The organism is Arthrobacter sp. 2RAF22 (assembly GCF_052115325.1).
Classification (GTDB): Bacteria; Actinomycetota; Actinomycetes; order Actinomycetales; family Micrococcaceae; genus Arthrobacter.
The window spans coordinates 64,767-89,229 of sequence record NZ_JBFRGL010000009.1 but is presented as its reverse complement, the minus strand read 5'-3'; the positions used below and the strand labels follow the sequence as shown (position 1 = coordinate 89,229).

Annotated in this window: 26 protein-coding genes and 1 pseudogene; 7 read left to right on the top strand and 20 right to left on the bottom strand. The window is 65.0% G+C overall.

Features of this window, described 5'->3' with window-relative positions; all coding sequences use genetic code 11:
• Position 1: 1 nt before the first annotated feature.
• A complete protein-coding gene (gene pheS / locus AB4068_RS09515) occupies positions 2-1,063 on the bottom strand; it encodes a phenylalanine--tRNA ligase subunit alpha (protein ID WP_441433235.1) in 1,062 nt (353 codons plus the stop codon).
• 186 nt (positions 1,064-1,249) lie between these two features.
• Between pheS and AB4068_RS09510 the strand changes: the two are divergent.
• A pseudogene (locus AB4068_RS09510) lies at positions 1,250-1,543 on the top strand (SIMPL domain-containing protein); the annotation flags it as partial.
• A gap of 71 nt (positions 1,544-1,614) precedes the next feature.
• Positions 1,615-1,899 (top strand): SIMPL domain-containing protein, encoded by a 285-nt coding sequence (locus AB4068_RS09505; RefSeq protein ID WP_441433245.1) that lies wholly within the window; start codon positions 1,615-1,617, stop codon positions 1,897-1,899.
• A gap of 14 nt (positions 1,900-1,913) precedes the next feature.
• On the opposite strand, the gene pcp is transcribed toward AB4068_RS09505, so the two are convergent.
• Positions 1,914-2,561: a pyroglutamyl-peptidase I gene (pcp, locus tag AB4068_RS09500; protein WP_441433234.1), complete on the bottom strand. Its 648-nt coding sequence runs from the start codon at positions 2,559-2,561 to the stop codon at positions 1,914-1,916.
• 124 nt (positions 2,562-2,685) lie between these two features.
• Between pcp and AB4068_RS09495 the strand changes: the two genes are divergently transcribed.
• Positions 2,686-3,780: an Rv2578c family radical SAM protein gene (locus tag AB4068_RS09495; protein WP_441433233.1), complete on the top strand. Its 1,095-nt coding sequence runs from the start codon at positions 2,686-2,688 to the stop codon at positions 3,778-3,780.
• Here the strand turns inward: AB4068_RS09495 and AB4068_RS09490 are convergent.
• Positions 3,777-4,217 (bottom strand): (deoxy)nucleoside triphosphate pyrophosphohydrolase, encoded by a 441-nt coding sequence (locus tag AB4068_RS09490; protein ID WP_059387790.1) that lies wholly within the window; start codon positions 4,215-4,217, stop codon positions 3,777-3,779. The genes AB4068_RS09495 and AB4068_RS09490 overlap by 4 nt on opposite strands.
• Positions 4,218-4,361: 144 nt before the next feature.
• Here AB4068_RS09490 and AB4068_RS09485 point away from each other — a divergent pair, with 144 nt between their 5' ends.
• Positions 4,362-5,570 carry an MFS transporter gene (locus tag AB4068_RS09485; protein WP_441433232.1) on the top strand — a complete coding sequence of 403 codons (1,209 nt, stop codon included), beginning with the start codon at positions 4,362-4,364 and terminating at the stop codon, positions 5,568-5,570.
• On the opposite strand, the gene AB4068_RS09480 is transcribed toward AB4068_RS09485, so the two are convergent.
• The 5 genes from AB4068_RS09480 to infC form a co-directional block, all read right to left on the bottom strand.
• Positions 5,567-6,484, bottom strand: coding sequence for a cation diffusion facilitator family transporter (locus AB4068_RS09480; RefSeq protein ID WP_284989314.1), 918 nt, complete (start codon positions 6,482-6,484; stop codon positions 5,567-5,569). The two genes, AB4068_RS09485 and AB4068_RS09480, sit on opposite strands and share 4 nt — an antisense overlap.
• Positions 6,485-6,586: 102 nt before the next feature.
• Positions 6,587-7,483: a TrmH family RNA methyltransferase gene (locus AB4068_RS09475; protein ID WP_441433231.1), complete on the bottom strand. Its 897-nt coding sequence runs from the start codon at positions 7,481-7,483 to the stop codon at positions 6,587-6,589.
• Between the two features lie 26 nt (positions 7,484-7,509).
• Complete coding sequence (gene rplT, locus AB4068_RS09470) at positions 7,510-8,190, bottom strand: 50S ribosomal protein L20, sunset domain variant (RefSeq protein ID WP_284989316.1); 681 nt, start codon at positions 8,188-8,190, stop codon at positions 7,510-7,512.
• 117 nt (positions 8,191-8,307) lie between these two features.
• Positions 8,308-8,502 carry a 50S ribosomal protein L35 gene (rpmI, locus tag AB4068_RS09465; RefSeq protein WP_059387794.1) on the bottom strand — a complete coding sequence of 65 codons (195 nt, stop codon included), beginning with the start codon at positions 8,500-8,502 and terminating at the stop codon, positions 8,308-8,310.
• A 117-nt stretch (positions 8,503-8,619) separates the two neighbouring features.
• Positions 8,620-9,663, bottom strand: a complete 1,044-nt coding sequence (infC, locus tag AB4068_RS09460) for a translation initiation factor IF-3 (protein WP_441433230.1) — start codon at positions 9,661-9,663, stop codon at positions 8,620-8,622.
• Positions 9,664-10,041: 378 nt separating this feature from the next.
• Between infC and AB4068_RS09455 the strand changes: the two genes are divergently transcribed.
• Positions 10,042-10,428 (top strand): DUF1844 domain-containing protein, encoded by a 387-nt coding sequence (locus AB4068_RS09455; protein ID WP_284989317.1) that lies wholly within the window; start codon positions 10,042-10,044, stop codon positions 10,426-10,428.
• 81 nt (positions 10,429-10,509) lie between these two features.
• Here AB4068_RS09455 and AB4068_RS09450 read toward each other — a convergent pair whose 3' ends face one another.
• The 8 genes from AB4068_RS09450 to AB4068_RS09415 all read right to left on the bottom strand — a co-directional run bounded on the left by AB4068_RS09450 (position 10,510) and on the right by AB4068_RS09415 (position 16,746).
• Complete coding sequence (locus tag AB4068_RS09450) at positions 10,510-11,844, bottom strand: MFS transporter (protein WP_441433229.1); 1,335 nt, start codon at positions 11,842-11,844, stop codon at positions 10,510-10,512.
• Between the two features lie 57 nt (positions 11,845-11,901).
• Positions 11,902-12,804 carry an SseB family protein gene (locus AB4068_RS09445; protein ID WP_441433228.1) on the bottom strand — a complete coding sequence of 301 codons (903 nt, stop codon included), beginning with the start codon at positions 12,802-12,804 and terminating at the stop codon, positions 11,902-11,904.
• Positions 12,804-13,550: a bifunctional 1-(5-phosphoribosyl)-5-((5-phosphoribosylamino)methylideneamino)imidazole-4-carboxamide isomerase/phosphoribosylanthranilate isomerase PriA gene (gene priA, locus AB4068_RS09440; protein ID WP_059387797.1), complete on the bottom strand. Its 747-nt coding sequence runs from the start codon at positions 13,548-13,550 to the stop codon at positions 12,804-12,806. The genes AB4068_RS09445 and priA overlap by 1 nt, the downstream gene beginning before the upstream one ends.
• A gap of 45 nt (positions 13,551-13,595) precedes the next feature.
• A complete protein-coding gene (locus tag AB4068_RS09435; protein WP_172465499.1) occupies positions 13,596-13,754 on the bottom strand; it encodes a hypothetical protein in 159 nt (52 codons plus the stop codon).
• Position 13,755: 1 nt separating this feature from the next.
• On the bottom strand, positions 13,756-14,511 hold the full coding sequence (hisH, locus tag AB4068_RS09430; protein ID WP_441433227.1) for an imidazole glycerol phosphate synthase subunit HisH: 756 nt from the start codon (positions 14,509-14,511) through the stop codon (positions 13,756-13,758).
• A complete protein-coding gene (gene hisB, locus AB4068_RS09425) occupies positions 14,508-15,134 on the bottom strand; it encodes an imidazoleglycerol-phosphate dehydratase HisB (protein WP_059387799.1) in 627 nt (208 codons plus the stop codon). Before hisB ends, hisH begins: the two co-directional genes overlap by 4 nt.
• Positions 15,135-15,177: 43 nt before the next feature.
• Positions 15,178-16,296, bottom strand: coding sequence for a histidinol-phosphate transaminase (locus tag AB4068_RS09420; protein WP_284989322.1), 1,119 nt, complete (start codon positions 16,294-16,296; stop codon positions 15,178-15,180).
• 90 nt (positions 16,297-16,386) lie between these two features.
• Positions 16,387-16,746 carry a LysM peptidoglycan-binding domain-containing protein gene (locus AB4068_RS09415; protein WP_059387800.1) on the bottom strand — a complete coding sequence of 120 codons (360 nt, stop codon included), beginning with the start codon at positions 16,744-16,746 and terminating at the stop codon, positions 16,387-16,389.
• A gap of 366 nt (positions 16,747-17,112) precedes the next feature.
• Here AB4068_RS09415 and lexA point away from each other — a divergent pair, with 366 nt between their 5' ends.
• A complete protein-coding gene (gene lexA / locus AB4068_RS09410; protein WP_059387803.1) occupies positions 17,113-17,862 on the top strand; it encodes a transcriptional repressor LexA in 750 nt (249 codons plus the stop codon).
• A 41-nt stretch (positions 17,863-17,903) separates the two neighbouring features.
• Here the strand turns inward: lexA and AB4068_RS09405 are convergent, their stop codons facing one another.
• Both AB4068_RS09405 and hflX read right to left on the bottom strand, forming a co-directional pair.
• Positions 17,904-19,967: an ATP-dependent DNA helicase gene (locus AB4068_RS09405; protein ID WP_441433226.1), complete on the bottom strand. Its 2,064-nt coding sequence runs from the start codon at positions 19,965-19,967 to the stop codon at positions 17,904-17,906.
• Entirely contained in the window at positions 19,960-21,522 is a 1,563-nt protein-coding gene (hflX, locus tag AB4068_RS09400; RefSeq protein ID WP_284753588.1) for a GTPase HflX, read from the bottom strand. Before hflX ends, AB4068_RS09405 begins: the two co-directional genes overlap by 8 nt.
• 402 nt (positions 21,523-21,924) lie before the next feature.
• Here hflX and AB4068_RS09395 point away from each other — a divergent pair, with 402 nt between their 5' ends.
• The gene (locus AB4068_RS09395) at positions 21,925-22,539 is read left to right on the top strand and encodes a class I SAM-dependent methyltransferase (protein ID WP_441433225.1); all 615 of its coding nucleotides are present in this window, start codon (positions 21,925-21,927) and stop codon (positions 22,537-22,539) included.
• Here AB4068_RS09395 and dapF read toward each other — a convergent pair.
• Complete coding sequence (gene dapF / locus AB4068_RS09390) at positions 22,520-23,488, bottom strand: diaminopimelate epimerase (RefSeq protein WP_441433224.1); 969 nt, start codon at positions 23,486-23,488, stop codon at positions 22,520-22,522. The two genes, AB4068_RS09395 and dapF, sit on opposite strands and share 20 nt — an antisense overlap.
• A gap of 31 nt (positions 23,489-23,519) precedes the next feature.
• Positions 23,520-24,461, bottom strand: coding sequence for a tRNA (adenosine(37)-N6)-dimethylallyltransferase MiaA (gene miaA, locus AB4068_RS09385; RefSeq protein ID WP_441433223.1), 942 nt, complete (start codon positions 24,459-24,461; stop codon positions 23,520-23,522).
• Positions 24,462-24,463: the final 2 nt, after the last annotated feature.

Below are 24,463 nucleotides of genomic sequence, written 5' to 3'. Positions count from 1 at the left end.
GTTAGATCTCCATCCCGAAGTGCTCGCTGAAACGTACATCGCCTTCGATCATGTCGCGCATGTCGCCGACCTCGTTGCGGAACATGAGCGTGCGCTCGATGCCCATGCCGAAGGCAAAACCTGAATACTCGTCCGGGTCGATGCCGGCAGCGCGCAGGACGTTGGGATTGACCATGCCGCAGCCGCCCCATTCGATCCAGCGGGGGCCGCCCTTGGCACCGGGGTGCCAAATGTCCAACTCCGCGGACGGCTCGGTGAACGGGAAGTAGTTGGGACGCAGGCGGATCTGTGCCTCGTCACCGAACATCTGGCGGGCGAAGTGCTCCAAGGTGCCGCGCAGGTCGGCCATGCTCAGCTTCTTGTCAATGGCCAGGCCCTCGAACTGGTGGAACACGGGTGTGTGCGTGGCATCGAGTTCATCGGTGCGGAATACCTTGCCCGGGCACAGCACATAGATGGGTACTTCGCGCTCCAACATGGACCGGACCTGTACCGGGGACGTGTGCGTGCGCATGAGCAGGTGCGCCTCGGGAGGTTCCACGAAGAAGGTGTCCTGCATTTCGCGCGCCGGGTGGTCCGGCTTGAAGTTGAGGGCGTCGAAGTTGAACCACTCGGACTCGACCTCCGGTCCTTCGGCGATTTCCCAGCCCATGCCGACGAAGATGTCCGCCACGCGGTCCTGCAGCGTGGAGAGCGGGTGGCGGGCACCGGCGCGGCGCCGCCGCGGCGCTGCCGTGACATCGACGGTTTCCTCGACAAGGATGCGGGCGTCGTTTTCGGCTTCGAGCACAGCGGTCCGTGCTGCGAGCGCCTGGTTGACGCGGCCACGGGAGGAACCCATGAGCTTGCCTGCGGCGGCCTTCTGCTCCTTGGGCAGGCCGCCGATTTCACGGTTGGCAAGGCTCAAGGGCGATTTCTCGCCGGCGTGCGCCAAGCGGACGGCTTTGAGTTCTTCGAGGGAGGATGCAGCGGCAATCGCGGCGACGGCTTCCTCAACGGCAGCGGTGATGGCGGCTTCATCCAGAGGGTTCGGGATGGCAGCGCCCGGCAAAGTGTCAGTCATCTACTGTTCTTAGCTACGAGTCGGAAATGGTCTTCACCAGGCAGGGCCATGGCAAAAGCAGGAGCGATGCTCGCTGGACGCGTCCGGCGGGCACTAACAACCAGTCTAGTAGAAGGGTCCCGCGGGGATTTAACCCGTGACCCTGCCTCATCGATTCATCGGCGCGCCCGGGGCTAGCATGGCCTCATGACACCGGTCCGCACCATCACTGTCACCGGAGAGGGAACCGCGGAAGCCGTTCCCGACCTGCTCACCCTCACGCTCGCCGTCGAGGTCAGGCGCGACGCCGCCGAAGCGGCCTATGGCGATGCGGGAGCGATCGTCTCGGCGGTGACCGACGCGTTACGAGGGCACGGCGTGGCCGGTCCCGACTTGCGGACCAGCGGCCTCAATCTTCGCGCCGACCTTGTGTGGGCTGAGAACCAGGGGCAAAAGGTCAGCGGTTATGTTGCGTCAACCACCCTGGTTGCCAGGGTCGGCCCGCCGTCGGCGGCCCCCGCGGCCATCTCCGCCGCGGTGGCGGCGGGCGGCGACAACCTTCGCATCCACAGATCGAACAGGGATTCACGGATGCCTCGGCCGTTGCGGCACGGGCACAGGAGGCTGCCTGGCGGGAGGCCGAAGCGAAGGCGGCCCGCTTCGCCGCGCTTGCCGGCGGCCGTTTGGGGCACGTCCTCTCCATCGATCAGCGGCCGGAGCATGGATCACCGGTGCCTATGATGGCCGGTATGCAGCGTGCTTCAACGAGCGAAGGCGTGCCCATCGAAGCGGGCTCAGTGGCGGTTTCCGCGAGCGTGGCGGTGCAGTGGGAGCTGGATTCGCCCGCGCCGGCCTAGTGAACGGCGCCGGCCTAGTGAACCGCCCCTGCGGACAGCTTGGTGTCCACCGGAGTCTCAAGCGAAGCGCGAACGACGACGGCGATCCCCCGCCCCATGTCCCGCGTCGCCATCCCGGGCGTCGCACTACCCTGCGGAAGTAGGGCTTCGTCATAGGGAACGTGGATGAAGCCGCCCCGCGCGCGGGGCGGAACGGCTCCGGCGAGTTCGTGCATCAGGGCATAGAACACGTGGTTGCACACGTAGGTCCCGGCAGTCTGCGAGACCTCGGCACGGATTCCGGCGATCTGGAGCGCCCGGAGCGCGGACTTCACCGGGAGTGTGCTGAAGTACGCCGCGGGACCTTCGGGGACTACCGGCTCGTCGATGGGCCTGTTTCCGGCGTTGTCCGGAATCCTGGCGTCATCGCAGTTGATGGCCACGCGTTCCAAGGAGAGCCGGTCCCGGCCGCCGGCGAGCCCCACGCAGATGACCAGATCCGGGCGCAGCCTCTCCACGGCCTCGCGCAGGACCGCGGCGGATTCACCGAAAACGCACGGCAGTTCGAGCGCTTCCACGTCATGGCCTTCGGAGCGCAAGATCTCCTGTGCTTCGAGGACGGCAGCCCACGAGGGATTGCTGGAATCGCCGCCAAAAGGCTCGAATCCCGTCAGCAGAATCATGCATCCACCCTAGCAACGGCTGAGCGATTTCCAGGTGGCTCGTTCGATCCTTCATGGGCCTTCGTTYGGGGCCTTCTTTCAACCGGCCTTGACAAGTGTTCGAACATATATTCGAATGGAGGCCATGAGATGGGACGCACAGGCACTTTCACCACAACGTGGTCCGGCACCCGGAGACAACAGCAGCAGCGGTCCGTCCGGAGCCGCCCCAGCAACGGACGCACTGCTGCCGCTGGCCGGGCTTGTGCGTTCCGTCTCAACCCCCGAATTCTCCGGAGTCACCTTTCATGAGGTCACCGCCAAATCGGTGCTCAACAAGGTGGCATCCGGTTCCCAGATGCCCTTCGAATGGACGGTCAACCCGTACCGCGGATGCAGCCATGCCTGTGTCTACTGTTTTGCGCGCAAGAGCCACACCTATCTGGAGTTCGACGCCGGACACGATTTCGATTCCCAGGTGATCGTGAAGATCAACGCGGCAGAGGTCTTGCGCAAGGAACTGTCCAAGCCTTCGTGGGGCCACCATCATGTGGCCCTCGGCACCAACACGGATCCGTATCAGCGGGCAGAAGGCCGCTACCAGCTGATGCCTGGGATCATCCGGGCCCTGGCCGATTCCGGTACTCCGTTCTCCATCCTCACCAAGGGAACCCTCCTGGGCCGCGACATCCCCCTCCTCAAGCACGCCGCCAGCCACGTGCCGGTGGACCTGGGCATCTCCCTGGCCATGACTGACGAAGCCCTGGCCTCGGCAGTGGAGCCCGGCACGCCCGCGCCGCGCGCCAGGCTCAAGCTCATCCGGCGGCTGCGCGAGGCCGGGCTGCCGTGCGGTGTCATGGCCATGCCCATCCTGCCGTGGCTGACGGACAGCGATGATGCACTGGAGTCGCTCTTTACGGCACTCTCCGGGGCCGGCGCCACTGGCGTCACGGCCGGGGCGTTGTACCTGAAGCCGGGCACGCGGGAATGGTTCATGCAATGGCTGGCGGCCAACCACCCCGAGCTCGTTGGCAAGTACCGGCGCCTCTATGGCCAAGGCTCGTATGCCTCGAAGGAATACAGGACCTGGCTAAGCGGCCGTATCAACTACTTCAAGGCCCGTCACGGTTTCTCCGGGAGCAGCGGTTTCAGCCACAGGAACGCGACGGCGGGCAAGGAGACGCCCGCTTCACTTCCACCTGCTTCCTTTCCAACAACGGGCCAGTCCGCGCTTTTCTAGTTGAGCAGGCCGGAGGCCACCCGTTCCAGCAGTGCACGGACAATCGGCAGGTCGGCAGGAATCCACGGCAAGGTCAACGCCTCGTCGCCATTGCCAAGCGGAACCCACCGGAGTTCATCGTGGTCCTGGAGCGGACGCGGCTCGCCGTCGAGCAGTTCGGCGAACCATACCCTCATGACGGCGCGCTCGTTCAGCGGCCAAGCGGCGCCCGCGTCAGGCTCCACCTCAGACCCGAGCCGGACAGTGATCCCGAGTTCCTCGAGCAACTCGCGGTGCAGCGCGTCTTCGAAGGATTCCCCGGCCTCCAGCTTGCCGCCCGGGAACTCCCACATTCCCGCGAATTGCGGTGGGGCGCTGCGCCTCGCGGCGAGCAGCCGTTTCGGATTTTCAAGGGAATCGACGACGGCGGCGCCCGCCACGCTTATCAGTCCAGTCACCGCAACAGTCTATTGGCCCTCAGGTCATCGCCCCCGCTATGGAAGTTGTCACATTCAGGGCTATTCACCGAGGACTCGAACTAAGCTTGAAAGTCGGCTTTATTCCCTCCGAGTTGCATCCCGCTCGCCCCAAGAAACAGGACGATGACCACTACTGATGTCACCAAGACCTCCCAAATGACCCGAAGCCGTCACGTGGCGCTGGCGATCTTCGCCCTTGCCATGGGTGGATTTGCCATCGGGACAACGGAGTTCACCATGATGGGCTTGCTCAAGGAGATCGAGCAGGGACTCCACATCAGCACTCCCGAGGCCGGGAACCTGATTTCGGCCTACGCCTTGGGTGTCGTGGTGGGGGCGCCCATCTTCGCGGCACTTGGTGCCCGGCTCCCCCGCAAGCAACTTGCCCTGGGGCTCATGCTGTTCCTGTCGATAGCGAACCTGACGTCCTTCATCGCACCGGACTACGGAACCATGGTGATCACGAGGTTTGCCTCGGGACTGCCCCATGGCGCCTTCTTCGGAATCGCCGCGGTCATCGCCGCGAGCCTGGTTGCTCCCACCAAGCGCGGCTGGGCGATTTCGATGGTCATGGGCGGACTGACCGTCTCCAACGTCATCGGTGTTCCCGCGGCGACGTGGCTCGGCCAGACTTTCGGGTGGCGCCTTCTCTTCGTGGTGGTGGGCATCATCGGCCTGGCCACGAGTGTGTTGCTCTGGAAGTTCGTCCCCTTTGAGCCAGCCCACCCGGAGGCAAGCATCCGCCGGGAACTTGGTGCCCTCAAACGCATCCAGGTGTGGTTGGCATTGCTGATCGGAATCATCGGTTTTGGCGGCTTCTTCGCCACCTACACGTACATCTCCCACACCATGACGTCCGTGGCCGGCATCCCGGAGGCGCTGATACCCCTCGTGGTGGCCCTGTACGGACTGGGCATGGTGGCAGGCAACATCCTGGGCGGCCGCATCGCCGATAAGTCGGTCATGGGAACCATCTACCGGGTGCTGCCCCTCATCGCCTTGGCGCTGGTGGCCTACGCGGTCGCGGCCCACTGGGCGTGGTCGGCGTTCGTCATGGTCTTCATCGTGGGCGGCATCGGCTCCATGCTCATCCCGCCCTTGCAAACGCGCCTGCTCGACGCTTCGCCGGACGCGCCGTCCTTGGCCTCTTCGCTCAACCACTCCGCGCTCAACATCGCCAACGCCCTTGGCGCATTCCTCGGCGGGGTGGTCATCGCCTGGGGCTGGGGATACGTTGCCCCTGCCCTCGTCGGGGCCGTCCTGGCGATCCTGGGGCTCGGCGTCGCGGGCATCAGCGGCTGGTTGGAACGCAAGAAGCCGCTGGCTGCCTAGACCTGGACACGCTCTACGTCGGGCTCGAGGTAGATGACCCGGGCGATCGGTACCGCGGTGCGGATCCTGAGTTCGGCGGCGTCGATCGCTGTCGCAATCGCCTGCCCCGTATCTGCCGCGCCCACGCTGATCTTCGCAGCGACCAGCAACTCTTCCGGGCCCAAATGCATGGTCTTGAGGTGGATAATGCGCGTGCCATCCGACTCAATGGCTTCCGTGATCCGCGCATTGTCCTCTTTGGTGGCAGATTCGCCGAGCAGCAAGGACTTGGTTTCCACCGCGAGCACCACGGCGATTCCCACAAGGAGCAGGCCGATCATTCCGGTGCCCGCGGCGTCCCACAAGCCGTTGCCCGTGATGAGGGTCAGGCTCACGCCGAACAGCGCGAAAACGAGGCCCAGAAGGGCTCCGAAATCCTCCAGGAGGATCACGGGCAGTTCCGGTTGCTTGGCGTTGCGGATGAACTTGATCCAGCTTTGTTTGCCGCGCAAGGGATTGGATTCGTGGATGGCGGTCCGGAACGAGAAGGATTCCGCCACAATAGCGCCGAGCAGCACGGCCAGGGGTACCCACCAGAAATCGCCTTCAATGGCATGGGGGTGCTGGAACTTCTCCCAGGATTCATAGAGCGCAAAGAGTCCGCCAACACTGAACAGCACGATCGAGACGATGAAGGCGTAAATGTAGCGCTCACGGCCATAGCCGAACGGGTGCTCGGGACTCGCTGCGCGCTGTGCCCGCTTCCCGCCAAGCAGCAGGAGCAACTGGTTGCCGGAGTCGGCGACGGAGTGGATTGCCTCGGCCAACATGGACGACGACATCGTCAGGACGAATGCGACGAACTTGAGCACAGCGATCGCCAGGTTGGCACTCAATGCCGCCACGATTGCCTTGGTACCGCCATTTGCAGCCACGGAGGCTCCACCTCTTCTTCGATTCAGGGGATGTGAGTGAAAGGCACGAACAGACCGCGAGGTCGCGTTCCTGCAAGCAATACCGTACCTGCAGCGGGAGTGTCAGGAGGCTTGCTGCGAGCGTGCGCTGGCGTAGAGGCAAACCGTGGCTGCTGTGCCAAGGTTCAGGCTTTCCGCGGAACCGTAGACGGGCACTGCGACACGATGGTCGGCAAGGGCAAGCTCGGAGTCTGAAAGTCCTTGCGCCTCGTTGCCGAAGAGCCAGGCGGTCGGGGCTTCGAGGGCGTAGGCGGAAGTCGCTGCTGACGCACCCAGGCGGCGCGCCGCGTTCTCGTCCTGAAGTTTGTCCAGGTTGAGGGTGCCGTAACCGTCCGCTGCGAGGATCCCGATGCCGCGCTCCTTGCAGCCGGCCACGAGTTCCCCGATGTCCGCACCCAACACAACCGGTAGGTGGAAGAGCGAACCTGCCGTGGACCGCACAGCCTTCGGGTTGTAAATGTCAACGCTGGAGGCCGTCAGGACCACGGCGTCCGCCCCGGCGGCATCAGCGGCCCGAAGCACCGTGCCCGCGTTGCCGGGGTCGCGCACCTGGCACATGACGGCGATCAGCCGCGGCCCGGCGTCGAGCACTGATTCAAGGCTGACGTCCACAAAGCTGCAGACGGCCACAATCCCTTGGGGATTGACGGTGTCCGCCATGGCGGCCAGGACATCGTCGTTCGCCAGCCGCAAGGCAACGCCGTCGGCGAGTTCGGCGAGTTCAGGGAGCCGGTCAAGGCAGCTTTCGCTCGCGAACACTTCGTGTACGACGCCGGACTCCCCCGCCGCGGTCCGCTCCCGGTGCAGGACCAGCGCCTCGCGAACGGCCTGGGGGCCTTCCGCGAGGAACCGCCCGCGCTTTAAACGGGCCGGGCGCCCTGCAAGCTTTGCGACATCCCTGACCCGATCGGCTCGGGGGTTGGACATCGGAAGTTCTTGCGGGCGCCCGGTTTCGTTCATATAAAGAACTTTAGTGGCAGTTGCGACTAGTTCTTGATCTGCTGGCGGGCTTCGCCACCGGCAGGCTCAAAGCCTGCAGCCTTTGCGGCCTCAACGGTGGAGAACCAGTACTCGGCAACAGTCACGTCGTACCAGGTGGAACCCGGAACGTGGTACTTGTTGGACTCGGCGTTGCCCTTGATGGCGTGGCCTTCCGGTGCGGCTTCGCCCTCAACGGCGACAACAGCGCCTTCGATGGCCGGCTTCTCGGAAGCAGAGGCCTTGACGGCGGTAGCGGTCTTCGCAGCCGGAGCAGCCTTGGCGGCAGCCTTCGGAGCGGCCTCGGCCTTGGCGGCCGGAGCGGAAGTGTCGGCAGGCAGGGAGTCCTTGGCAACCTTGACCAGCGCGGCGAAAGCGTTGGCGTCGGAAACGGCCAGCTCTGCCAGCATGCGGCGGTCAACCTCGACCTCAGCGGCCTTCAGGCCCTGGATCAGACGGTTGTAGGTCAGGCCGTTGGCGCGGGATGCAGCGTTGATGCGCTGGATCCAGAGGCGACGGAAGTCACCCTTCTTCTTGCGGCGGTCGCCGTAGCTGTACACAAACGAGTGCAGCAGCTGCTCTTTTGCCTTGCGGTACAGGCGAGACCGCTGACCGCGGTAACCCTTGGCCCGTTCAAGGACAACCCGACGCTTCTTGTGGGCGTTTACCGCCCGCTTCACACGTGCCACGTGCGTACTCCTTCAAAATTCTTATCCCAAGCTGCTACTGCCGGAAACCCGGCCGGCCTGAGAAGGCTTTGGTGTAGTCGGCGGCTACCGGATGGCAGCAACCAGAAAACTTGGAACTTAGACGCCGAGCATCTTCTTGATGACCTTGGCATCGCCCTTGAAGACGATCTTGTCGCCGGCAAGGCGACGGGTCAGGGTGGAGGACTTGTGCTCCAGGTAGTGGCGGCGGTTGGCCTGCTGACGCTTCAGCTTGCCGGTGCCGGTCAGCTTGAAGCGCTTCTTAGCACCACTGTGGGTCTTCATCTTCGGCATGGGAACCGATCTCCTTACGTGTCCGCAGACTGGGTCTGCAGTTCTTTCGTGCAGCCACCCCATAGGGGGCGGCTGCTGCTTTCGTGCCGGGCGGAGGGAATGCCTCCTGCGGCGTGACTAGTTGGTCTTGCGTGCCGCTGGCTTCGGAGCGGCCTTGGGGGCTGCCGGCCGAGCTGCAGGCTTCGGAACCGCGGGCTTCGCCATCGGTTTCGGTACTGGTGTGGCAGCAGGCTTGGGGGCAGCCGGCACAACAGGCTTCGAAGCTGCCTGCTCAGGTGCCTTTGCCGGTGCCGGTGCCTTTGCGGGCGCCGGCGCGACAACGGGAGCTGCTTCAACCGCGGGAGCCTTTTCGACAACTGGAGCTGCTTCAACTACAGGAGCTGCTTCAACTACAGGAGCCTTCTCGACAACCGGAGCTGCTTCAACCACGGGAGCCTCTTCGACAACCGTTTCCTCAGCGACCGGAGTCTCTTCGACTTCAGCGGCCTCCGCCTCAACGGCTTCCGGTGCGGTTTCCTCGGCCTGGGTTTCCTCGGCCTGGGCCAGGAGTTCCGCCGGCAGCAAGTCCGCGAGTGACTGGGTCAGGGGAGCATCCTCGCCTGAAACGTCAATCCGGCCTGCGGCCTTGGCTTCATTCTGGGCCTTGGCCTCTGCACGCTGCGCCGCGCGGCGGGCCTCGGCCTTGGCCTCGGCCTTGTTTTTCAGCGGACCGATCACCATGACCATGTTGCGGCCATCGATGCGCGGGCTGGACTCAATCACGCCGACTTCGGCAACGTCCTCAGCGAAGCGCTGCAACAGGCGGATGCCCATTTCAGGGCGCTGCTGCTCACGTCCGCGGAACTGGATCATGGCTTTCACCTTGTCACCGGCACCCAGGAAGCGAAGCGCGTGGCCGCGCTTGGTCTCGTAGTCGTGGGTATCGATCTTCAGGCGGAAGCGGATTTCCTTGAGGACCGTGTTGGTCTGGTTCTTGCGGGCCTCACGGGCTTTAACAGCGGCTTCGTACTTGTACTTGCCGAAGTCCATCAGCTTGCACACCGGAGGCTTCGCCTGCGGTGCAACTTCAACGAGATCCAGGTCAGCCTCGGCAGCCAGACGCAGGGCGTCCTCAATACGGACGATTCCAACCTGTTCGCCGGCAGGGCCGACCAAACGCACCTCGGGGACGCGGATACGCTCATTGATTCTTGGCTCGCTAATGTCAAAGCTCCTGTTGTTGTGATGAGTATTCCACCGGCAAATAGAGAAGGCCCCCAATTGCTGGCGCAATCGAAGGCCTCGAAGATCGGAAACGGCCCCTCAAGGGAGGCGTTCGCGCCATCCAAGGCTGACCTTGAACGGTGTCCGACCAGGTACCCGGCAACTTACATCCCCGAAGGGAAACGGCTGACGCGGGTGGGAGAGAACTCCGCTTGCAAACTGAAAATCAATTCTACAGAAATCGGCAACCAACCGCACATTAACGGTGGGTGGCCGAGCGCTGCGTGAGCCATGGAAAATGGCAACTTCCAGTCGGTCTGTGACAAGCTTACCAGCATGAGCACTTCAGACAGCAATTCCCTCGACCACGAGCCCGCCGGCACTGGTGCCGGAGTAAGCCAGCAGATCCGCGACATTTCGGAAGTTCCGGCTGTTGAGGTCATCACCACCGGCGCCGTTCACCTCATGAGCGCGGCAGCCGTCAAAGTGGGCTTGGCCGACGACCCCGAGGCCGAAGAGCTCAAGGACCTGGACGAGGCCCGCAAGCTGATCACCGCCTTGGCCGGACTCGTCACCGCCGCAGCACCGGAAATCGGTTCGCAGCACGCCGGCCCCTTGCGCGACGGCCTCCGCTCCCTACAGCTTGCGTTCCGCGAGGCGTCCCTGATCCCGGACGAGCCGGGCAAGGGCCCGGGCGAAAAGTTCACCGGCCCGGTCAACTGATCCGGACTATCTGTACGACCGCGACGGCGGGCTGGCCCCTTTGGCCGGCCCGCCGTCGTCGTCTGCCGGCTCAGGCGCGACTCAGGTGGCGGGGTCTCCCGCGCCCGCCTGGGTGATGGTCATGCTCCGGCGCCGACGCAGCTGGAGGAACAACCCGGCAAGGCACAACACCACTCCCGCCGTCCCGATGGCGACGAAGCCGGCCCACGGCCCCACGCCGTCGATGAAGAGGCCCGCGACGGGCGAACCGAAAGCCACGCCTGCAGTGAGGGCCGAGCCGTACCAGCCCATGGCCTCGCCGCGCCGCTCCTCATCCACGATGTCGGCGACCTTTTCCGACGCCGCGGACAGCACCGGCGCGCAGAGCAGGCCGGGAAGCAGAGACAACAATGCAAGGGTCCACGTGTCCCCGGCGAAGCCCATCGGGATGGTCAATGCCGCCATTCCCAGCAGGAGCAGGATGGGCGAGACGGGCCGGTGCATGGCGCCGTAGATGAGCCCGCCGACTACCGATGAGGCGCACCAGAAGAAGAAGACAATTCCGATCTCGCTCTCGTGCCCGCCGCGCTGCAACACCGCGACGATTCCGACGTCGGTGCCGCTCAGGACCATTCCGGATCCTGCGGCGACGGCGAACACGGCGGCTACCGCCGCGGTGAACCATGTGAAGTTCCGGGCCATCTTTCCCCGCAACCCGGAAGGTTGCGACACTGTCGGAGCCATCTCCGAAGCCGCCTCCTGAAGATGGGCCGGAGCCGATGCCACCACCGCGGCTTCGGCCGCATGAAGCTCATCGGCATCCCGGTCGGCCGTCTGGCCGGCGTCCAGGACGCCCTCGCTGCGGGTGGGCGGGTTGAACCAGAGAAGGAAGAGCCCGGCGGCCGACGTGCACACACCCACGATGGTCAGGCCGAGGACCGTGAACCCGCTGGTAGCCACGACCGCGCCCACCGCGGGGCCGATCATGAAGACCACCTCGGTGCCAATGGAGTCCAGCGCATAGGCCGAACGCCGCTGCTCGCCGTCAACCAGCACCCCCAGGGACTGGCGGATGACGCTGAAGATGGGCAGCGTCAACAGGCCCCCGACGAAGACAAGTGGGAGGATCCATTCGTAACTGACGTGCGGCACCACGGACCAAATCACCAACTCAGACACAACGGAAGGAATAAGCGCCTTGCGCAGGCCGACAGTGTCCACGCGCCGCCCCCGCCACGGAGCGCCGATCGCGATGCCGATGGTGAATACCGCCGCGGCAGCACCGGCGGCGGCATATCCCTTGCCCAAAGTCAGCACGATGTGCAGGGTGAGCAGGACTCCCGCTGCCGAGTGCGGTATGCGGGCCACCATGCCCACCAGCAGGAGACGCCGCACGGACGTGATGGACAGCATCTCCCGGTAGAGAGAGAAATTCACGAGCTCATCCTCTGTTCTGCCGAGGGCAGGACAAGGACGTTCCCCCTGTGCCTTCGGCTACTGTGCCGCCCGCTGCAAGCTGACCTCGATCGAGTCAACCCGCTCGGCGAACAATTCGTTCTGCGCCCAACGCCCGTTCAGTCCGGAGACGAGATCCTGCACCGCGGCGGCGTCCAGGCCGTCTTCGAGGTACAGCACCACGCGCAATTCGGGCCCGGGTCCCCCGCCGGCCATGGCCGATCCGTCAGCCGTGCGCGAAGCCATTCCAGATCCCGGCCGCACCTCCAGGCGCCGCACGGCCGGGTACATCCCTGCCAGGGAATTGAGAGCAGACTCCAGTTCATCATCAAGGTACGACGGCGTCCAGTCGCGCTGCTGTGCCAGTGACCACATGGCAGGCCGGCGGACGACGAAGGTGACATCCGAACCGGGATCCAGGACGAGCAACTGGGCCCCTTCGGACACGGCAGACAGCGCTGCCCGGGCCGCATAAACAGCGACGGGACGGGCCTGCGGATGCCAGGCTTCAAGGGCAGCCGCCGACGTGAACACAGGCATGGCCGTGCGGCCATCCGGCGCCTTCAATGTCACGAGCGCCATGTCGGCCTGCTTGTCCGCATGGAGTCCGTCCACGCCCTCGGCTTCCTCAGCGAGCTGGGCCACCACCGGGACGAACACCCTCGCCGTTGCCAACGAAGCCACCACACCGGCCTCGCTGCCGGTTCCGGCGAGCAGAGCCGCGACGGCGGCGAGGTATCCGGCGTCGGCCGTTCCGTCGTCGTCCTCGAAATTATGGATCTTGGCGGCGTCGCCGCTCAGGTCGCGGCCTGCCCAGGGCTGGCCGGCAGAATCGCCTGCGCCGCCAGCACCTGCCAGGGCCGCAGCGATGTGCCCGGGCAACTGCCGGGGTGCCGGAGTCGAAGCCTGGTCAGCTGCCGGGAACTGTGGATCGTGAGACATCAGCGGCGGCCGGCGACGTCCAGGGCTTCCGGGAGCGTAAAGGCACCGGCATACAGCGCCTTGCCGACGATCGCTCCTTCGACCCCAAGCGGTACGAGCTCCCGCAGGACGCGCAGGTCCTCAAGGCTGGAGATGCCGCCGGACGCGACAACTGGCTTGCCGGTCTTTTCGACCATCTGGCGCAACAGCTCGACGTTGGGTCCCTGCAGTGTCCCGTCCTTCGTGACGTCGGTGACCACGTAACGGGCGCAGCCGGCATCCTCAAGGCGGGCCAGCACCTCCCAGAGGTCCCCGCCTTCCTTGGTCCAGCCCCGGCCTGCGAGCGTCGTTCCACGGACGTCGAGCCCGACGGCGATCTTGTCACCGAAGCGGTCGATGGCCCGGCGGGTCCATTCCGGATTCTCCAGCGCGGCGGTTCCGAGGTTCACGCGGGCGACGCCGAGCTCAAGCGCGCGCTCAAGGGATTCGTCGTCGCGCAGTCCGCCGGACAGCTCCACCTTGACGTTCAGCTGCGAGACGACCTCGCTGATGAGGCCCGCGTTGTTGCCGCGTCCGAACGCCGCGTCAAGGTCCACCATGTGCACCCACTCGGCTCCGGCGTTCTGCCAGTTCAGCGCCGCTTCCAGCGGGGTGCCGTAACTGGTCTCGGAGCCGGCTTCTCCCTGAAGGAGACGAACGGCCTGGCCGTCCACGATGTCGACAGCGGGCAGGAGTTCCAGAACGGGCAGTTCGGAGGCGGTGGTCATTGAAGTCCTCGGTGTTGTGGGGACGGGCGTCAGTTGCCCGGCAACTTATTTTGCAGGCAAAGTGAAGAGGTATGCGGCCAGCAGAGCCAAGCCGGCGAGTACGTAGAACGAAATGGAGACCCAGGCGGGGCGTTTCTGCTGGTGGAAGGAGATTCCGCCGCCAACCAGCAGCCCGGCCGCGCCCATGAAGATAACGGACCACATATCAGGCAGCGCCTCCGGCCTCGGTCGGCTGCGGCTGGGTTTTTGCTTGCGGGCGCAAACCCTCAACCCAGTTTCGCAGGAGCCGGGCTCCGGCGTCGCCCGACTTCTCGGGGTGGAATTGCGTGGCACACAACGGTCCGTTTTCCACGGCGGCGATGAAGGGGGCGCCGTGTTCGGACCACGTCACCTTCGGCGGAGCCATGCGGGGCTGGACAACGTCGAATTCCCACTTCTGTACGCCATACGAGTGCACAAAATAGAAGCGTTCGTGCTCGACGCCGGCGAACAGCTTCGAGCCTTCCGGCACGTCCACAGTGTTCCAGCCCATGTGCGGCACAACGGGGGCAGGCAGGAGTTCCACTTTGCCGGGCCACTCGCCCATGCCTTCGGCCTCGGTACCGTGCTCCACTCCGGCCTCGAACAGGACCTGGAGCCCTACGCAGATACCCAGGACTGGCCGGCCTCCGGCAACGCGACGGCCGATCATCCGGATCGCGTCCACTGCCTTGAGTTCACGCATCACCGTTTCGAAGGCGCCGACGCCGGGGACCAGGAGACCGTCGGCGTTCAGGACGTCTTCGGCTTTGGCGCTCAACGTGACTGCCGCTCCGGCACGCTCAAGCGCGCGGACCGCCGAGCGGACGTTGCCCGAGCCGTAGTCAAGGACCGTTACGGTCGGCTTTCCCTCGGGCGAGACGATGCGGCTGGCAGCCTTCGGATCGACCACAGCGCCGTCCTTGAGGATCAGCCCACTCACAAGGCACCCTTGGTGGACGGAATGCCTTCGACACGGGGGTCGGACTCGACGGCGGATCGGAGTGCACGGGCAAAGGCCTTGAACTGGGCCTCCACGATGTGGTGCGGATCCCGGCCGGCCAGGACATTCATGTGGAGGCAGATACCGGCGTGCAAGGTGATGGCCTCAAAGACGTGGCGGGTCAGCGAACCGGTGAAGTGTCCACCGATCAGGTGGTATTCCTGCCCTGCGGGCTCACCGCCGTGGACCAGGTAAGGACGTCCGGAGACGTCGACGACGGCGTGGGCCAACGCTTCATCCAACGGGACCGTGGCCTCGCCGAAGCGACGGATCCCTGCTTTGTTACCCAAGGCGGTGCGCAGGACCTCGCCGAAGGTAATGGCAACGTCCTCCACGGTGTGGTGGGCGTCGATGTGGGTGTCTCCGCTCGCCTTGACGGTCATGTCGATGAGCGAATGCTTGCAGAGCGCCGTCAGCATGTGGTCATAGAACGGCACCGAGGTGCTGATATCCGAGACGCCCGTGCCGTCGAGGTTGATTTCAACCAGGACGGAGGATTCGCTGGTGGTGCGTTCCATGCGTGCTGTCCGGGCGGCCGCCGTGCTGGCGCCGTTTTCGCTCATCGATATGTCCTTAGGAGGAAGGAGTGGTGGGACTTGTTCAAGTCTAGGCCGGTGCGGAGACCTGGCCGTCCAGCAAGGCTTCGAGCGCCTTGAGGAATGCAGTGGTTTCAGGCTCCGTGCCGGCGGTGACGCGGAGGTGGCCCGGGATGCCGACGTCGCGGATCAGGACTCCGCGCTCCAGCAGGCCTTGCCACAGGGCGTGGGGATTCTCGATTCCGCCGAAAAATACGTAGTTCGAATCGGAGGCGGCCGGCTTGAAGCCCATGCGGGTCAACTCGCTGACAATGCGATCGCGCTGGACCTTGATGTCCTCGACGTCCGCCATGAGGGCTTCGCGGTGACGGAGGGCCGCCAGTGCGGTCGCCTGCGTGATGGCGGAGAGGTGGTATGGAAGGCGTACCAGACGGATGGCGTCGGCGACCTCGGGGGCGGCTGCCATGTAGCCGATGCGCGCACCGGCGAGGGCGAACGCCTTGCTCATGGTCCGGGACACAATAAGGCGCTCCCGGCCGGGGAGGAGCGTCAACGCGCTTGGCGTGTTGTCGTGGGCGAACTCGTGGTAGGCCTCGTCCACGATCACCACGGTCCGGCTCGCCTCGCCGGCGTCGTACACGGCTTCGACAACGTCCAGGCCAAGTCCCGTGCCGGTGGGGTTGTTCGGGGAGCAAAGGAACACGACATTCGGCTTGAGTTCACGGACCTGCGCGGCCGCCGAGGCCGCATCGAGGCCATAGTCTTCAGCGCGAACACCAGCGATGTATGCAGTGTCGGTTCCGCTCGCGAGCAAAGGGTACATGGAGTACGTCGGCGGGAAACCGAGCGCGGACCTGCCCGGGCCGCCGAAGACCTGGAGGATCTGCTGGAGTACTTCATTGGAGCCGTTGGCTGCCCAGATGTTCTCGGCCGAAAGGTCGTGGCCAAGGTATTCCGCAAGGGCCTCGCGCAATTCGGTGAACTCGCGGTCCGGATAGCGGTTCAGTCCGGTGGCGGCTGCCGCGACCGCTTCGGTGATGGCCGCCTGGACGTCCGCTGGGACGCCATGCGTGTTTTCGTTGACGTTGAGCAAAATCGGAACATCAAGCTGCGGCGCGCCATAGGGGCTCAGGCCGCGAAGGTTGGTCCGGAGGGGAAGTCGGTCAAGTCGCTCAAGCTGGTCACTCACCATGACAGTTTAAGGTGCCGCGGCGGATGCCCTGAAACTGTGACGGCACGGAGACCGTCCAGGGGCCGGGCAACCCGGTCCAAGTTGCCGCTAAGTCGAAGGAATGAACAGCTGCTGGCCGGGCACGATGTGGCCGTCCTGGAGGTTGTTCAGCTGGATGATCTCCGCAACGACGTCGCGTGGATCCCGGGACGGTGCGGCGCTTCCCGCAATCCCCCACAAGGACTGGCCCACTTGTACCGTGACGCTCGTGCTGGAGGTGGGCTGCAGTTCAGCGGCGGAATCAGCAGCCTTGGCCGGCGAATTCAGGAATCCCGCCAGGCTAAGGAGCGCTGCAACCAGGAGCATGGCCGGGACGCCGAAGAAGACCATGCGGCCCCTGCGGGTCAGGCGGAGCCGGCCCGCCGGCGCACCGTGGCCGGGTGTGTGGGTGATGGTGATTGCGGACATGAGCTGAGCCCTTCTGAACAATGCCGCGTTCCGGAATCTCTGGTTGCGGCTGCCAATTCTTGCCTTCATTCAGTGCTTGCAGGACGGTTGTTCGTTGTTGTCTTCGAACGATTCGGGCGAACACCCGGACCCCGCACCACTTTTATAGAACACATATTCGAACCTTGCTATGACATTTTTAGCACTTATCAACGAACGATGTCGAGACTCGCTAGAACAAATGTTTGATAAACGCCTGCGCCTGCCCTACGTTTGAGTGAAGGAACGAGCACTGAATCAGTGCAACAGGAGGGTCTGACATTTCAGGCCGACAGTCCCGGCAAGCCCTCAGGGCCGCGCGGACGGAACGGAAGGGTGTTGGCGAACATGGCAGCGAAAGCCACTGGCAGCGGGTCGGCCTCAGCGCGGAGCCAGCAGCCGCAGAAGGCCCCCAAGAGCCTGACCGTCCGCCAGAAGAAAATCCTGGAGACCATCCAACGTTCAGTGAACGATCACGGGTATCCGCCGTCGATGCGCGAAATCGGAGACACGGTCGGCTTGGCCAGCTTGTCCAGCGTCACCCACCAGTTGTCGCAGCTCGAGAAGCTCGGTTATCTTCGCCGCGATCCCAAGCGTCCGCGCGCCATGGAAGTCCTCATGCCGTTGACCCTGGACGGTGGCTCCGTCATCCCCGGCGTTGAAGCGCCGGCGAAACTCCGCAGCGCCGGCGGCCTGGCCGTCACGGAACTCGCGAGTGCCAGTGACACGGCCATGGTTCCCCTCGTCGGGCGCATTGCTGCCGGTGGGCCCATCCTGGCCGACCAGACCGTTGAGGACGTCCTGCCTCTGCCCCGGCAATTGGTAGGCCATGGCGAGCTCTTCATGCTCAAGGTCGCCGGTGATTCCATGATCGACGCCGCTATCTGCGATGGAGACTGGGTGGTAGTGCGGCGTCAAAACGACGCACTCAACGGCGACATCGTGGCCGCACTCCTGGACGACGAAGCCACCGTCAAGACCTTCCGGCAGCGCGACGGCCACACGTGGCTGCTCCCGCAGAACACGCAGTACGAACCCATCCTGGGCGACCATGCCACCATCATGGGCAAAGTCGTCTCGGTCCTGCGCTCACTCTAGGACGCGCTCGCTCTAAGGCACCCTCACCCAGGGCACCTGCCTTAGGCCGTGGCCGACTCGGCGTAAAGACGTTCGAGGGCACCGCGCACCACTGAACGGTCCGTGGTGGGCCAGAAGGGCGGCAACGCTGCCCTGAGGAAGTTGCCGTAGCGCTCCGTCGAAAGCCGTGAATCCAGTACTGCCACGACGCCCTTGTCCCCCGTTGAACGGATGAGGCGGCCGGCCCCTTGTGCCAGCCGAATGGCCGCGTGCGTTGCAGACACTGCCATGAAACCGTTGCCCCCGGCCTGGGCGACCGCGCGGGACCGTGCCGTCATCAGGGGATCGTCCGGGCGAGGGAACGGGATCCGGTCAATCACGACCAGCCGGCATGAACCGCCGGGAACGTCGACGCCCTGCCAGAGGGACATGGTGCCGAACAGGCAGGTGTCCTCCTGCTCGGCAAACTGCCTGACCAGCGCGGCCATGGTCGATTCTCCCTGGCACAGGATGTCCACATCCAGGCGCGACCGCATCGCTTCCGCGGCGTCCTCAGCCGCACGACGGGAAGAGAACAGGCACAAAGCTCCGCCGTGCGAGGCCTTGATGAGCTCTTCAAGTTCGTCCAACGCTTCGGGCGAGGTGCCGCGACCCGGCTTGGGCAGGTGCTTGGCGACGTACAGCATGCCCTGCTTCGGGTAGTCGAAGGGCGAGCCGACATCCACGCCCGTCCAGCTGGGGGCGCCCTGGCCAGTCAAGCCCAGCCCTCCGGCTGTGGCCTCGAATGCAGACCCGATAGCCAAAGTGGCAGAGGTCAACACCACGGTATGGCCCGCGAAGAGCCCTTCGCGGAGGCGTCCGGCGACGCTGAGCGGCGCGATGTTGATGAGCGCCGGCGAGTCCTCGTCGGGGGCCGTGTAGCCCTGCTGGGGATCGAAGCTGCTGTTCCGGGAGAGCCACACGACTTCCCTGTTTTCCCGGGCGGAGAGCAGCCGTTCGCACAACTCGAGGATCAGCATGAGCCGTGAGCGCGCGAGCTGACGTCCGCCGTCGACCGCGTTGGACGAATCCCCCTTCGAATCGGAAAGCGCCGCACGGCACGCTTCCCGGAGCTGGTCCACGCCATCAAGTTGTTCGTCATTGAGCCCGTTGGGCAAGAGGCCGGACGGCGCTCCCATGATCGCGAGTTCCAAGCGATCCGCGGCGGCGTTCAGCGCGTCCACGGTGATGGCCGTGTGTTTGCGGGCGCTGGAGGCCGCGGCATGGATCATCGCCACGGACAGCTGCCCGGACACGGCACCGGTCACGCGGTCCTGGAGCTCGTGTGCTTCGTCCACCACCACGACGTCGTATTCGGGCAGGACGGCCAGCCCTTCAAAGGCGCTGACGGCGAGCATCGCGTGGTTGGTGACCACGACGTCGGACTCCGCGGCGCGGTGGCGGGCGAGCTCGCTGAAGCACTCCTCGGCCATCGGACACTTTTGCGCTCCGAGGCACTCCATGGACGTGACGGATACCTGGCGCCAGGCCCGGTCCGTCACGCCCGGCATGAGTTCGTCGCGGTCCCCCGTCGTGGTCTTCGCCGCCCATTCACGCAGCCGCACGACTTCCTTGCCAAGCTGCGAGGCAGGCCCGCCGATGGCTGCGGCCAGATGCGGAACGCTGGTGTCCTCGCCGAGGGAGAACAGCTGCCCCTCAGCCGGTTCCTCGCTGGGGAACCCGCCCTCCAGCTTGTGCCGGCAGACATAGTTGGCCCGGCCTTTGACCAGGGCGATGCTGACCGGGCGCTCCAGCTCCGGATTGATGGTTTCCAGGAGCCGGGGCAGATCCCGGCCCACGATCTGCGTCTGCAGGGCCAAGGTGGCCGTGGACACGAGCGTGGGCTTGTTGCTCTCCATCGAGTGCGCAATCAACGGAATCAGGTACGCAAGGGACTTGCCAGTGCCCGTGCCCGCCTGGACCAGGAGGTGTTCGCCGGTCTCGATCGCCCGCGCCACCTGCCTGGCCATCTGGTGCTGGCCCGTGCGGTTTTGGCCTCCCATGCCGGCAACGGCTTTGTCCAGGAGTTCGAGGGCGGTCCGTTCCCCCACGGTTTCGCCGCGCTCCCCCGCCTCTGGATCAACCATTGCTGACGAACGACTCCAACTCGGCTGCCAGGTTCTCGTGGACCATGGCCACCACGCGGGTGCCTTCCTCCTCATGCTCAAGGCTGAGGATTTCGGCGTCGGTGTTGTGCAGCTTGTTGATGAGCTCGCCGCGGTTGTACGGAATCAGGACTTCAAGGCGCACGCCAGGGCGCGGAATAGCCTCGCTGATAGCCCCGAGGAGCTCGGCAATGCCCTGCCCGGTGCGGGTGGACACGACGACGTGGCGTGGCTCTTTTTGCTTGAGCCGCTCAATGACGAACGGATCAGCGGCGTCCGCCTTGTTCAGGACGATGATTTCCGGGATCTTCCGGGCATCCACTTCGCTGAACACCGTGCGGACGGCCGCGATCTGGCCTTCCGGATCGGGATGCGAAACGTCCACCACGTGGAGGATCAGATCGGCGTCGGCCACTTCTTCCAGCGTGGAGCGGAAAGCCTCCACGAGCTGGGTGGGCAGCGAACGCACGAAGCCGACGGTGTCCGAGAGCGTGTAGCCGATTCCGTCAGGGGTCTGGGCCTTGCGCACCGTCGGATCCAGGGTGGCGAACAACGCGTTCTCCACGAGGACACCGGCATCCGTCAGGCGGTTGAGCAGTGACGACTTTCCGGCGTTCGTGTAACCGGCGATGGCAACCGAAGGAACGGCATTACGACGGCGGTTGGCCCGCTTGGTCTCGCGCGATGGCTTCATGGCGGCGATTTCGCGCCGCAGCTTGGCCATGCGTGTGCGGATTCGGCGGCGGTCCAGTTCGATCTTGGTTTCACCAGGACCACGGGAACCCATGCCGGCACCGGCGCCACCCACCTGGCCACCGGCCTGGCGGGACATGGAATCGCCCCAACCACGCAGGCGCGGCAACAGGTATTCCAACTGTGCGAGCTCAACCTGGGCCTTGCCCTCGCGGCTCTTGGCATGCTGCGCGAAGATGTCGAGGATCAACGTGGTGCGGTCCACCACCTTGACCTTGACGATGTCTTCAAGGCCGCGCCGCTGGGATGGCGCCAGTTCGGCGTCGACCACCACGGTATCGGCTCCTGTGGACATCACGATGTCCTTGAGCTCCATGGCTTTGCCTGAGCCAAGGAAGGTGCCGGGGTCCGGTTTCATGCGGCGCTGGACGATGCCGTCCAAGACTTCCGAGCCGGCGGTTTCGGCCAAGGCGGCGAGCTCCCTCAGGGAATTCTCGGCGTCGGCCAGGGTGCCTTCGGTCCAGAGGCCTGCCAGCACGACGCGCTCAAGGCGCAGCTGTCGGTATTCGACCTCGGTAACATCTTCAAGTTCCGTGGACAGCCCGGCGGTACGGCGCAGGGCCCGGCGTTCGGCCAGGTCCTCTTGATCGCCGTCGTAGATGCTGTGTTCTTCGTCCAAGCGGGAAATTGCCTGGGCTTTGCCAAACACGCCCCGGGGTTCGTCGCGGTCCTGAACTATGGCAGGTGCGTCCTTGGAGAGAATCCGGTCGATGACAGCCTGGATTTCTTCAGGACTCATGTCCTGGGCGTCGGAATCGGGTCCGGTGTTCTTCTGCGTGGTCATGGTCTCCTTTTAGGGGGTTCGGCACTTCCAGAATAGTGCCGATTCGTCTCTTGTGGCGCGGAATTCGCGCAGGGCTGATGCCTGGCAAGCCTCTGCCGATGGCCTGGGGTCTCCAACCGGACGGGCTGCGCGGATTGCGAACACAGATCCCAGGGGCGGGAGGGGACGATCTGCTGAGTGTCCAAGCGTCAAGAACGGCGTCTGGAACGGACATGCCAAGGCGGAATGGCGCTGCACATAATGCAGGCCTGCGTCGCGGGCGGTGCCGGCTACACGGAGTCGGTTACTCGGAGATCAAGAACATGCGAACCACGCTATCAGACCTCGTCAAGCCCGGGCCGGGGCAGTTTGGAGCAGTGCGCGGTTTCCCTTGCCCGCTGCTGGCCACTAATCTGGCAAGCTATGGAGTCTGCTCACTATTTCAGCGCACAGCCCGCGGGGCCGTTCACCCGCAAGCCCCTCACGGTGGAACTGGCCGGCGCGACCCGCCGGCTCCAGACATCGGGCGGTATCTTCAGCCCCGACGGGATCGACAAGGGAACCGCGATCCTTCTCTCCGAGGTTCCACCGCCGGCGCCGCAGGGAAACCTGTTGGACATCGGCTGCGGCTGGGGTCCCATTGCGTTGACCATGGGGCTCATGGCGCCGCACGCTCAGGTCCACGCCGTCGACGTCAACGAACGCTGCGTCACCTTGACCAACGAGAACGCCGCACTCCTGAAGCTCGGGAATGTCACCGCGAGCCTGCCCGACGAGGTCGATCCCGCCGTGACGTTCGACACTATCTGGTCAAACCCGCCCATCCGTATCGGCAAGGATGAACTCCACAGCCTGCTGCTCACCTGGCTGCCGCGGCTCGCTCCGGGTGGAAACGCCTGGCTCGTGGTGCAGAAGAACCTTGGCGCGGACTCGCTTCAGCGCTGGCTGGCCGATACCCTCGATGGTTCCTTCGCGGTGTCCCGGGAAAGCACGTCGAAATCCTTCCGCGTCCTGCGGGTCAGGAAAGCGTCCCGCTAGCGACAATCACGGCGGGGCCGCTGAGCTCCACGTGTTCGCGGCCGCTTTCTCCGGGGAAGAACCGCACGCCGACGACGCCGCCCGGCACGTTGACGCGCCACGTGTCGGGAGCACCTTCCCCGGCCCAGTGCCGGATGGCGACGGCGGCCGCGCAGGCGCCGGTGCCGCACGATTGGGTCTCGCCGACGCCGCGTTCGTGCACTCGCATCGTGATGTTGCCTACGCCTTCGTGGACGAGGGGCTCAGCGGGAACCACGAATTCGACGTTGGTGCCGTTGGCCGGCTTGGGATCGACGACGGGCGCCTTGAAGAGCTGCGTGGATTTGAGTTCTGAAAGTTCGGCCAACGCCACCACAGTGTGCGGATTGCCCATGCTGACAGAGAGGGCAGGCCGGGCCACTTCGAGTCCGTCGGCGCTGACGAGGGAGTCCATGGCCTTGGTAGTGGCATCCTTGGGGAAAATGAACTCCCACGGACCCATGTCCACCGCATAGCCATCAGCGCTCCGGACAATCTTCTTGATGCCGCCGCGCGTTCCGATGGTCAGGGATTCACCGGCGTTGAGGGTGACAAGACCCTGCTCGATCAGGAATTGGACGAAGACGCGGACTCCGTTGCCGCACATTTCGGACAACGAGCCGTCGCCGTTGCGGTAGTCCATGAACCACTCGGCAGCGGAATCCGCCTCGAGCAGCTGGAGGCCTTCGGGCAGGAATCGTGAAGGGACTGCCCGGATGAGCCCGTCCCCGCCAATGCCCAGGTGGCGGTTGCAGAGCGCTGCGACCTGCTCCGGAGAGATCTGGTGCGCGTCTTCGGGGTCCGCAATGAGGACGAAGTCGTTGCCCGTACCGTGCCCCTTGGAGAAGGCCAGCCCGTGAAGACCGGAGGCGGGTACGGAACCGCCGGCAGCGGCAGGCTGCGGGGCGGAAAATGCAAGGGTTTCATCCATGGCTCAAGGCTACCTGTACTGGGGGTTGCGCCTAAATCACCGACGCCGGACTCGCGCAGATTTCTGCGGCTTTGGCCACCAAATCCGTATCCTGCCAGTCCAGCCAATGGATCCGGGGGTCCGCCCGGAACCACGTGAGCTGGCGCCGGGCGAATTGCCGGGTGGCCACGATGGTTTCTTCGGCCGCGGCAGCTGTGTCGGATTCGCCGTCGAGGACCTTCAGGAACTGCGCGTATCCGAGCGCCCGCGATGCCGTCTTGCCTTGCCGCAGTCCGACGGCGTCCAGCCGCGCGACCTCTTCAAGAAGTCCCGCGTCGACCATCTTCAGCACGCGCCCGGCCAAACGCTCGCGCAGCACTCCGCGGTCGACGTCGAGCCCTATCTGCACGGCCGGCTGGAAATACTCGCGCTGCGGCATGAAGGAGCTGAACGGGCGGCCGGTGAGCTCGAAGACTTCCAGCGCGCGGATGACGCGGCGGGCGTCGCCGAGCCTGCCGGCGGACACGGGGTCGATGCGTTGGAGGCGTTCCTGGAGGCTTGGAAGACCGGAGGTTTCGTGCTCCTGCTCCAGCCGCTGCCGCACGCCGGGGTCCGTGCCGGGAAATTCCAGGACATCCAAGGCTGCGCGGACGTAGAGGCCGGAGCCGCCCACCAGGATGGCGCGCTTGCCTCGGCCATGGATATCACGGATGGCGGCGCGGCAGTCGGCCTGGAAAGCGGAGACGCTGGCTTCCTCGGTGACATCCATCGTGTCCAGGAGGTGGTGGGGCACTCCCCTGCGTTCGGCGACGGTGATCTTGGCCGTGCCGATGTCCATTCCACGGTAGAACTGCATGGCATCGGCGTTGATGACCTCGCCATCGAGCGCGAGGGCGAGGTGGACGGCGAGATCGGACTTGCCGGAACCGGTGGGGCCGACGACGGCGATCACGGGCGGATTCGGATCAGCTGACCCGGCCGGTACTGCTGCCATGC

What these genes read in the sequence shown, in the direction of transcription:
- pheS (WP_441433235.1), bottom strand. Translation starts at nt 1,063, where the DNA reads ATGACTGACACTTTGCCGGGCGCTGCCATCCCGAACCCTCTGGATGAA.
- pcp (WP_441433234.1), bottom strand. Translation starts at nt 2,561, where the DNA reads ATGATTCTGCTGACGGGATTCGAGCCTTTTGGCGGCGATTCCAGCAAT.
- AB4068_RS09495 (WP_441433233.1), top strand. Translation starts at nt 2,686, where the DNA reads ATGAGATGGGACGCACAGGCACTTTCACCACAACGTGGTCCGGCACCC.
- AB4068_RS09485 (WP_441433232.1), top strand. Translation starts at nt 4,362, where the DNA reads ATGACCACTACTGATGTCACCAAGACCTCCCAAATGACCCGAAGCCGT.
- AB4068_RS09475 (WP_441433231.1), bottom strand. Translation starts at nt 7,483, where the DNA reads ATGAACGAAACCGGGCGCCCGCAAGAACTTCCGATGTCCAACCCCCGA.
- rpmI (WP_059387794.1), bottom strand. Translation starts at nt 8,502, where the DNA reads ATGCCGAAGATGAAGACCCACAGTGGTGCTAAGAAGCGCTTCAAGCTG.
- AB4068_RS09455 (WP_284989317.1), top strand. Translation starts at nt 10,042, where the DNA reads ATGAGCACTTCAGACAGCAATTCCCTCGACCACGAGCCCGCCGGCACT.
- AB4068_RS09445 (WP_441433228.1), bottom strand. Translation starts at nt 12,804, where the DNA reads ATGTCTCACGATCCACAGTTCCCGGCAGCTGACCAGGCTTCGACTCCG.
- priA (WP_059387797.1), bottom strand. Translation starts at nt 13,550, where the DNA reads ATGACCACCGCCTCCGAACTGCCCGTTCTGGAACTCCTGCCCGCTGTC.
- AB4068_RS09435 (WP_172465499.1), bottom strand. Translation starts at nt 13,754, where the DNA reads ATGTGGTCCGTTATCTTCATGGGCGCGGCCGGGCTGCTGGTTGGCGGC.
- hisB (WP_059387799.1), bottom strand. Translation starts at nt 15,134, where the DNA reads ATGAGCGAAAACGGCGCCAGCACGGCGGCCGCCCGGACAGCACGCATG.
- AB4068_RS09415 (WP_059387800.1), bottom strand. Translation starts at nt 16,746, where the DNA reads ATGTCCGCAATCACCATCACCCACACACCCGGCCACGGTGCGCCGGCG.
- lexA (WP_059387803.1), top strand. Translation starts at nt 17,113, where the DNA reads ATGGCAGCGAAAGCCACTGGCAGCGGGTCGGCCTCAGCGCGGAGCCAG.
- AB4068_RS09405 (WP_441433226.1), bottom strand. Translation starts at nt 19,967, where the DNA reads ATGGTTGATCCAGAGGCGGGGGAGCGCGGCGAAACCGTGGGGGAACGG.
- hflX (WP_284753588.1), bottom strand. Translation starts at nt 21,522, where the DNA reads ATGACCACGCAGAAGAACACCGGACCCGATTCCGACGCCCAGGACATG.
- AB4068_RS09395 (WP_441433225.1), top strand. Translation starts at nt 21,925, where the DNA reads ATGGAGTCTGCTCACTATTTCAGCGCACAGCCCGCGGGGCCGTTCACC.
- dapF (WP_441433224.1), bottom strand. Translation starts at nt 23,488, where the DNA reads ATGGATGAAACCCTTGCATTTTCCGCCCCGCAGCCTGCCGCTGCCGGC.
- miaA (WP_441433223.1), bottom strand. Translation starts at nt 24,461, where the DNA reads ATGGCAGCAGTACCGGCCGGGTCAGCTGATCCGAATCCGCCCGTGATC.